General features: G+C 66.8%; 6 protein-coding genes. All 6 read left to right on the top strand.

Annotation, left to right across the window (positions count from 1 at the left end):
- The first annotated feature begins 52 nt into the window (after positions 1 to 52).
- Positions 53 to 1633 (top strand): NADH-quinone oxidoreductase subunit M, encoded by a 1581-nt coding sequence (locus tag OXG30_05460; GenBank protein MCY4134343.1) that lies wholly within the window; start codon positions 53 to 55, stop codon positions 1631 to 1633.
- A complete protein-coding gene (locus OXG30_05465) occupies positions 1633 to 3132 on the top strand; it encodes an NADH-quinone oxidoreductase subunit N (protein ID MCY4134344.1) in 1500 nt (499 codons plus the stop codon). Before OXG30_05460 ends, OXG30_05465 begins: the two co-directional genes overlap by 1 nt.
- A gap of 63 nt (positions 3133 to 3195) precedes the next feature.
- Positions 3196 to 3384: a hypothetical protein gene (locus OXG30_05470; GenBank protein MCY4134345.1), complete on the top strand. Its 189-nt coding sequence runs from the start codon at positions 3196 to 3198 to the stop codon at positions 3382 to 3384.
- 50 nt (positions 3385 to 3434) lie between these two features.
- On the top strand, positions 3435 to 3698 hold the full coding sequence (locus OXG30_05475) for a hypothetical protein (GenBank protein ID MCY4134346.1): 264 nt from the start codon (positions 3435 to 3437) through the stop codon (positions 3696 to 3698).
- Positions 3695 to 4096 carry a type II toxin-antitoxin system VapC family toxin gene (locus OXG30_05480; GenBank protein ID MCY4134347.1) on the top strand — a complete coding sequence of 134 codons (402 nt, stop codon included), beginning with the start codon at positions 3695 to 3697 and terminating at the stop codon, positions 4094 to 4096. The genes OXG30_05475 and OXG30_05480 overlap by 4 nt, the downstream gene beginning before the upstream one ends.
- Before the next feature lie 417 nt (positions 4097 to 4513).
- Positions 4514 to 8691, top strand: a 4178-nt coding sequence (locus OXG30_05485; protein MCY4134348.1) for a hypothetical protein, incomplete at its 3' end; no start/stop codon positions are given.

The raw sequence follows: 8691 nt of genomic DNA on the forward strand, positions 1-8691 counted from the left end.
CTGCAATTCCAGTGGCATCGTCGAGCAAGGCTCTTGATGGGATGGGGCGGTAATGGGCAGCTCCACCGTTCTGCCGGTCATCATTTTCTTGCCCTTGGTGGGGGCGGCAGTCATCGCGCTCATCGCACCGTCCCGGACGACGGTGCTCAAGCCGGTGGCGGTGGCTACCTCGGCGGCCACCGGGGCGCTCACCCTGTGGCTGATGGCCGCCTTCGACAAGCACGATGGCGGCTTCCAGTTCACCCAGCTCACCGAGTGGATCGACTCCGCCGGCATCTCCTGGCACGTCGGGGTGGACGGCATCTCTTTGTTCTTGGTGGTGCTCACCGGGCTGCTGTTCCCCATAGCCATCGTGGCCTGCGATCCGCCCCACGACGCCAAGGCCTATTACATCTGGATGCTGGTGCTGGAAACCGGCTGCCTCGGAGTGTTCCTGGCGCTGGATCTGGTGCTGTTCTTCCTGTTCTTCGAGATCGTGCTGATCCCGATGTACTTCCTCATCGGGTCGTGGGGCCACGAAAACCGCAAGTACGCGGCCACCAAGTTCTTCTTGTTCACCATGCTGGGCTCGGCCCTCATGCTGGTGGGGATGCTGGTGTTAGCGCTGCTCACCGCCCGGGAGACCGGCAACGCCGTCACCTTCAACGTCTTGGAGCTGGCGCAGAGCGCGGGCGAGCTGCCCACCATCACCGCCCGCTGGATCTTCTTGTCGTTCGTGCTGGCCTTTGCGGTGAAGGTGCCCTTGTTCCCGGTTCACACCTGGCTGCCCGACGCCCACACCGAGGCCCCCACCGCCGGGTCGGTGATTCTGGCCGGGGTGCTGCTCAAGCTGGGCACCTACGGGCTGGTGCGCTTCGGGCTGTACCTGTTCCCCGAGGCGTCCCGCTACTTCGCCCCGCTGCTGTTCACCCTGGGGGTGATCGGCATTTTGTACGGCGCGGTGGTGGCCACCATGCAGCGCGACCTGAAACGCCTGGTGGCCTACTCGTCAGTGGCCCACCTCGGGTTCATCGTGCTGGGCATCTTCTCCATCAACACCGAGGGCATCGAGGGCGGTCTGCTCCAGATGGTGAACCACGGCTTGTCCACCGGGGCGCTGTTCTTGCTGGTGGGGTTCATCTACGAGCGCCGCCACACCCGCCAGATCTCCGAGATGATCGGCCTTCAGAAGGCCGCCCCGGTGCTGGCCGCGGTGTTCACCGTGGTGATGCTGTCGTCGGTGGGCCTGCCCGGCCTCAACGGTTTCGTGGGCGAGTTCTTGATCTTGGCCGGTGCTTTTGTGGCCCATCGCTGGTGGGCGGTGGTGGCTGCTGCCGGGGTCATTTTGGCTGCGCTCTACCTGTTGTGGGCCTACCAGCGGGTGTTCCACGGCACTCCCGACGACGCCAACCGGTCGATGCCCGACCTCAACTGGCAGGAGAAGCTGGTAATGGTGCCGCTGGTGGGGCTCATCGTGTTTCTGGGGGTGTACCCCAAGCCGGTGATCGAGCGGATGGAGCCCGCTGTCAACGAGCTGATCTCTCATATGGAACAGGTCGAGGGGTTCGACTCGCCCACCGTGGATGACCGGCCCGAGGGCAGCTTTGAGGAGCTCCGCACCCTCATGGGCGGCGACGAGGGGGAGGGCCACTGATGCTCCCGCTCTTCGCCCAGGTGGATATCCCCGACATCGAGTGGCTGCCCCTCATCCCCCATCTGGTGATGGCGGGGGCCGCGGTGGTGCTGTTGACCATCGTGTCGCTGGCCGGTCGCTGGCTGCCGAGTTGGTTCGCAGCGGCTTGGACGGTGGCTGCCGGGCTGGGGGTGCTGGCCACTGCCATTCCGGTGTGGCTACGGGTGGAGCAATGGGGCCCCCATTCAACCATTGAAGATTCGATAGGGGTGGACGGCTTCTCGGTGTTCATCATCGTTGTGCTGGCCTGCACCGTGGTGCTGACCGCCCTGGTGGCCGACGGGTTCTTGCACCGGGAGAGCCTGGACGGTCCGGCGTTCTACGTGTTGTTGATGCTGTCGGCCACCGGCGGCATCACCATGGCCTCGGCCAACAACCTCATCGTTCTGTTCTTGGGCCTGGAGATCCTGTCGCTGGCGGTGTACGTGCTGGTGGCCATGCACCTGCGCCGGGCCGAGTCGCAGGAAGCGGGCATCAAGTACTTCGTGCTGGGGGCGTTCGCGTCGGCATTCCTGCTCTACGGCATCGCCCTGGTGTACGGAGCTACTGGATCGCTCAAGCTGATCGACATCGAGGGCAGTCTCCAGAACAGTAATCTGAGCGACAACGGCTTGCTTCTGGCCGGTATGGCCATGTTGCTGGTGGGGTTCGGCTTCAAGGTGGCCGCGGTGCCGTTCCACGCTTGGACTCCCGATGTGTACCAGGGGGCGCCCTCACCGGTGGTTTCTTACATGGCCGCTGGAGTTAAGGCCGCTGGATTTGCTGCCTTGCTTCGGGTGTTCTTTGGCGGCTTCGGGGGACTTGCCGACGACTGGCAGCCGGTGGTGTTCGGACTGGCCATTGCCAGCTTGGCGGTGGGTTCGATGCTGGCCATCGTCCAGACCGACGTGAAGCGGATCTTGGCCTACTCCTCGATCAGCCACGCCGGGTTCATCCTGGTCGGCGTGCAGGCCGCCACCGACGAGGGCGTGGCCAGCGTGTTGTTCTATCTGGCCGCCTACGCCGCCATGGCCGTCGGCAGCTTCGCGGTGGTCACCGTGGTGAGCGGCCCCGGCGACGAGGGCACCGGCATCGACAGCGTGCGGGGCTTGGCCGCCCGTCGCCCGCTGCTGGCGGTGGCATTTACCGTGCTGTTGCTGTCTCAGGCCGGCATTCCGTTCACCGCTGGGTTCTGGGCCAAGTTCGAGGTGATAACCGCCGCGGTGGACGCCCGCTCCTTCTGGCTGGCCGTGATCGCCATGCTGTTCGCGGTGGTAGCCGCCTTCTTGTACCTGCGGATCGTGGTGGCCATGTTCCTAGACGCTCCCGACCCCGACTCCCCCCGCCTGCGTATCCCCCGCGGTCCGGCGGTGGCCATTGCCATCGTGGTGCTGTTCACCCTGGCCTTCGGCATCTACCCCGAACCCCTCCTCAACCTCGCCGACGACGCCCTGCTCTCCATCAGCTTCACCGCCCACTAGGTGGCTGGTCCAGCAGCTCGTCTGTGGGAGCAGCCCGCTGGAGCCGGGGCGCCCGCAAGGACCGTGGCGCACGATCGACGACGCGTCGAGTTCGCCACCTTGGGCTGGATGCACTGGTGGAACACCCAGCGCATCCACGGCTACCTCGACGACCTCTCACCCGACCAGTTCGAAGCCGCCTATGCTGCCGAGAACACCGACCACCGCAAAACAGAAAACCACAACAAACAGCCTGCGCGAAACCCAGGGTGAATCAAATTGAGGTATGTTGAGTCATTATCGAGTCATTTGGGGAGGCCGGAGTGGATCAGCTCACGGTTCGGGGGTTCGGCGATGAGTTGGGTGCGGCCGTGCGCCGGCTGGCCGCGGGTGAGGGGATCTCGCTGAATCAAGCTGCGCTGAGGCTGCTTCGGCGGGGCGCGGGGCTGAGCGAGGATGTTGAGCGGCCTTGGGCAGTGGGAGCGTCCCTTGACCACCTGATCGGGAGTTGGACCGCGCTGGAGGCCGACGAGTTCGAAGCCGCCCTCGCCGATCTCGGGACCGTCGACGAGGATGCCTGGACGTGAGGGTCCTATTGGATACCAACGCGTACTCCCTGCTCATGCGGGGACATGAGCAGGTCGCTGAGATTGTGAGAGCGGCTGAGGAGTTGCTGTTTTCTGCCGTCGTAGTCGGTGAGCTTCTCTACGGATTCCGGCGAGGATCGCGCTTTGCGCAAAACGCCGCCGACCTCCGCTCCGTGCTCAACAGTCCTTATTCGACTTTTGTGGATGTGAACTCGGTTACCGCAGACCGCTACTCCCGAATAGCAGCGACCCTTCGAGCCAAGGGCCGCCCCCTGCCGACCAACGACGTTTGGATAGCCGCCCAAGCCATGGAAACCGGGGCCGACCTAGTATCGGGCGACAGCCACTTCGAGCATGTCGATGGAATCGTCTGGATTCCTCTGACGACGGTGGGATAGGCCGCGGGCCGGCCAGTATCTTCGACGGTCTGGGCAGCCCCATCGCGGAACTCCCGGTCGAAATTTCTTCGTGGTCTGGACATAGCCCCTCCTTATAGAGCATGCCTCCACGAAAAGGGGGGAACCTCAGAGAGCCGGCGGCGGCGGCGGGGGCGGCTGGTTGGCGGGTGTTCGGGCGGGTTGGGGGTTGATTTGGAGTTGGGGGGGGGGGGGGGTTAGTGTTTTGGGTTGCTGGGCCGGGTTTTGGGCGGGTCTGGTTTGTTGTCGGTTGCCTGTTTTCGGGTGTTTTGAGTTTTGGCGGGAGTTGCTGTGGGTTCGGTTGGCTTGTCGGGTGTTCGGGGGGTTCGGGCGCGGGCTGGGGGCGGTGGGGTTCTCTGCGGGTTCGGGCGCGGTGTGGGGGGCGGATACCCAGGTCGTGTGTTGGGGGTGTTGTTGGTGTTGGGGTTGTTGGCGGGGTTGTTGGTGTTGTTGCCGGTGTCTGCGGGGGCGCAGGGTTCGGGGTCGGTGGCGTTGTCGTTCGCGTCGGGCGTGTCGGCGCAGGGGCCGGAGGGCGATTCTGGGTCCGTGGAGGTGGAGGTGGAGGTGCGGGCGACGTCTGTGTCCGCTCCGTCTTTGTTCAGGCTGTGTGTGGACGATGCGGGCACCGCGGACCTTGGTTCGGACTGGAGGCTGTTCTCGGGCTCTACGCCGACGGTTTTGACGAGCGGCTGCGCGGAGGTGCTGTTGAACGGCAGCCAGGTGTTGGCTTACAAGCTGGTGGTTGTGGGCGATGCGGTGGTGGAGTCCGATGAGACGATCCGGGTCCGCATCGAGAAGGTGGCGGGCCAGGGTCCGGCGACGGTCGCCGCGGGCAAGGGGTCGCTGGCCTACACGATCGTCAACGACGACTATTTCGTGAACTCTGACGGCGATGTGGTGGTGCCCGCGGACTGGGCGCTGGTGCCCGACGGCCTCGATGCTGGGGACCGGTTCCGCCTGCTGTTCCGCACCACCGCGCGGCGCGACGCGACGGCCACCGACATCGGGGTGTATGACAGTTTTGTGCAGGGCGAGGTGCGGTCGGGCGCGCTGGCGGCCCTGTTGGGGCCCTATGTGTCGGCGTTCAAGGCGGTGGGGTCGACGTCGTCGGTGGACGCCCGGGATCATCTGGGGTTGTGGGAGTCGGGTGCGTATGCGGACGCGACGTCGGCGAACGCGGACGCGGGGGTGGGCATCTATTGGATGGACGCGGCGGGCAAGGGCGCTCTGGTGGCGAACGGCTATGCGGATTTCTGTGTGCGGGATGACTCGGGTTCGAATCCGGAGCCTGAGGTGTGGTGGAAGAACGATCTGCTGACCGACCAGCGCGACGAGGACGGCGCGGCGCACGGGGACGACAACTGGCCGTGGACGGGCACCACGAACTCGTGCACGAAGAAGCAGTCGCCGGGGGCGTTGGGCCAGGCGGGCCCGGTGGAGCGCGGCGCGCACCGGGTGACGGCGACGTCGGGCCGCTTCTATGGCCCGCTGTCCAACCAGACCCAGGCCCGCACCGCGTCGAACAGCCTGTACGGCATGTCGCCTGCGTTCACGGTGGCGCCTGTGGGGGCTGAGGTGTATGTGTCGTTGGCGCCGAATCAGACGATTTTCGCTGTTGAGGGCGGTTCGGCTCAGACCGATGTTTTCTCGGTCGGGTTGTCGCGTGGTTTGGCTGCGGGTGAGATGGTGCGGGCGGTGCTGGCTCCGGTGGAGGATGTGACTCTGTCTTTGTCGGGGTCGCCGTCGGGGGTGTCGTTCGACGCGGCGTCGGGTCTGGTGACCTTCGTCGGGGGTTCGGGGGCGGCCGAGAAGGTGCTGTTCGACGCGGCGGCGGCGGCGAACACGCTGCCGTCGGACAAGTCTGCGGTGTCGCGGGCGGTGGCGCTGTCGGCGGTGCAGGGGGTCGGCCCGTCTGAGGTTTCGGGTGATGTGGGGGCTTCTCGGGCGGTGCGGATGCTGATCAAGGACTCGGGCGGCACGGTGGTGCCGGTGGAGGTGTCGGTGACCGCCGCCGTGGCCGAGGGCGGCACCGCGACGGCTGTGTTCGCGCTGGGCGCGGTGCGCACGTCGGCGACGGTTGTGCAGTTCTATGTGGTGCACGGCGGCGGCGATGTCGGGACGCTGACGTCGTCGGCGGCTTTGTCGGGGTCCGGCGACGGGCCCTACACGGTGACGATCCCGGCGAACACGGCGTCGGTGTCGGTGAGCATCCCGATCACCGACGACACGGTGCCGGAGGGCGACGAGGCGCTCTATGTGACTTTGGGGGATCTGCCGAAGGGGCTGACGATCAACCAGGGCGGCGACGCCGGGTTCGCGAAGTCGGTGATCGGCCATTCGGAGCTGTCGTTGTCGGCGCGGTTCGAGCCGGCGTCGGCACCGGAGGGCGACTCGGGCACGGCTGAGTACAAGCTGGTTGTGGGGATGGAGGGGTCGCATGCGGCGTCGACGAATGTGACGCTGACGTTGGGCGGCACCGCGACCTATGGCGCCGACTACGACGTGACCTATGCCGGGTTCGCGGTGACGCCTACGAACGGGTCGTTCACTGTGCAGATCCTGCTGGGGAAGCGCTCCACGGAGGGCTTCTTCGCGACGCGGCTGCGGCTGCGGGTCAAGGGCGACACGACGGCGGAGGGCCCTGAGACGGTGACTGCTGCGGTGGCGACCACGGCGGCGGGCATCGGCGGCGGGTCGGGGTCGTTCACGATCGTCGACGACGACCTGTCGGTGAGCTTCGGGCAGGCGACGTATTCGGCGGTGGAGGGCGACCCGGTGCAGGTGACGGTCGTGCTGTCGCAGGCCCGCAGCGTGGACACGCCGGTTGCGCTTTTGGCGACGGGGTCGACCGCGACCGGCTCGGGCACGGACTTCACGTCCGGGTCGTTCACGGTCACGATCCCCGCCGGTGAGACCGAGGCGACCGTGGACATTCCCACCGTCGCCGACAACGTGGCTGAGGGCGCGGAGCAGTTCGGGATCTCCATCGTGGGTCACATGCTGCCGGCGGGCGTGGCGCTGGGGCCCCAGCGCACGGCGAACGCCACGATCTATGAGGCGTCGGTGTCGTTGTCGGCCGCCGCGTTCGAGGCTGCCGAGGGCAGTCCCGCCGAGATCGGTGTGGTGCTGTCGCGTGCGATCGGCGCGGCGGCCATGATCACGGTGCAGGCCCAGAAGGGGTCGTCGGGCACCGCGGACAGCCCGGCCGATTTCACCGCCGGCAACCGCTCGGTGACGATCCCCGCCGGGCAGACCCGCGGCACGGTGTCGGTCCCGACGGCGGCGGACAACGTCGCCGACGACGGCGAGGTGTTCGAGGTGATCCTGGCAATCGGGTCGCTGCCGAACGGTCTGGTGGCGGGGCCGCGGACCACGGCGACGGTGACGATCACCGAGACGGTGGTGGTCGGCTTCGCCCAGGCCGCGCCCGACGCCGCCGCGGCGGAGGGCGCCACGGCGACGGCGACAGTGTCGCTGTCGAGCGCCGCGCCGACCGCGTTCGCGTTGGAGTTCTTGCTGTCGGGTTCGGCGGAGCCGTTCGGGGATTTTTGGGTGCGGTCTGCGCGGGGTTTGGTGGGGCGGGGGCGGGTGTTGGTGCCGGTGGGGGCGTCGTCGGTGGATGTCCCGGTGTGGGTGTCCGATGATGCGGAGCCGGAGGGGGCGGAGTCTGTTGTTTTGACTTTGGTGGATCCGGGTGTTGCGGATGTGGAGTTGGATCCGGAGAAGAGCGTGCACACGGTGACGATCCAGGCCAGCGATGGGGACGGTCCGGTGGGGGATGCGGTGTCGGCGGGTTGGGATTATGGCGGTTTGGAGGGGGGTCGTCGTACGGCGTGGTTGGAGTCGTCGGAGTTGGTTTTGCCGGTCAGCGTGTCGCCGGCGGCGAAGGCGGATTTCCGGGTGGCTGTCACCCTGGAGCCTGAGGCGGCGGCGGGGTTGTGGGCGCCGTCGTTGGGCCCCGGCGGCGACATCTATGAGGCGCGTCATACCGCGGTGGTGAAGGCGGGGGCGTCGTCGGCGCGGTTTTTTGTGCCGATGATCGATGACAATGTTGTGGAGGATGATTGGGTGTGGGTCGCGGCGTTGGAGGTGTCGGGGGCTGCTTTGGGGGCGGAGGCTGTGTCGGCGCGCCGGGAGTTGGAGGTGGTGGTCCGCGATGATGATCAGGCCGAGGTGCTGTTCGAGCGGCGGGGCGGCCCGGGGGGGAATATCTGGGTGGTGCTGTCGCGTCCGGTGCGGTTTGATTTGAATGTGCGGGTGTTGACCCGCAGCGGTTTGGCGTCGCCGGATGTGGATTTCGGCGCGTATCGCACTGAGACGGGCGGGTTGTTGACCGCGGTGGACACCGGTGTGTCGTCGTTGTCGGATATCCGGTTTGTGCATGTGGGGGTGGCGTCGTCTGATCGGCCGGCGTGGCTGTTCAGCGGTCATCCGTGCATTGTGGGCACGTCTTTGTCGGGTCCGCCGCCGGCTGATCCGCCGGCGTGCGGCGATTATCGGCTGCACGAGCATCACCGGGTGGACATCTCGAGGCCGCGGGGGGTGGTGCCGACGGTGCGGCTCGCTCCCGCTCCCGC

It is taken from the genome of bacterium (assembly GCA_026708015.1).
Taxonomy (GTDB): domain Bacteria; phylum Actinomycetota; class Acidimicrobiia; order Acidimicrobiales; family Bin134; genus Poriferisocius.

Bases quoted from the DNA above. Each gene is read 5' to 3' on its own strand.
- OXG30_05460 (MCY4134343.1), top strand. From the start codon at position 53: ATGGGCAGCTCCACCGTTCTGCCGGTCATCATTTTCTTGCCCTTGGTG.
- OXG30_05465 (MCY4134344.1), top strand. From the start codon at position 1,633: ATGCTCCCGCTCTTCGCCCAGGTGGATATCCCCGACATCGAGTGGCTG.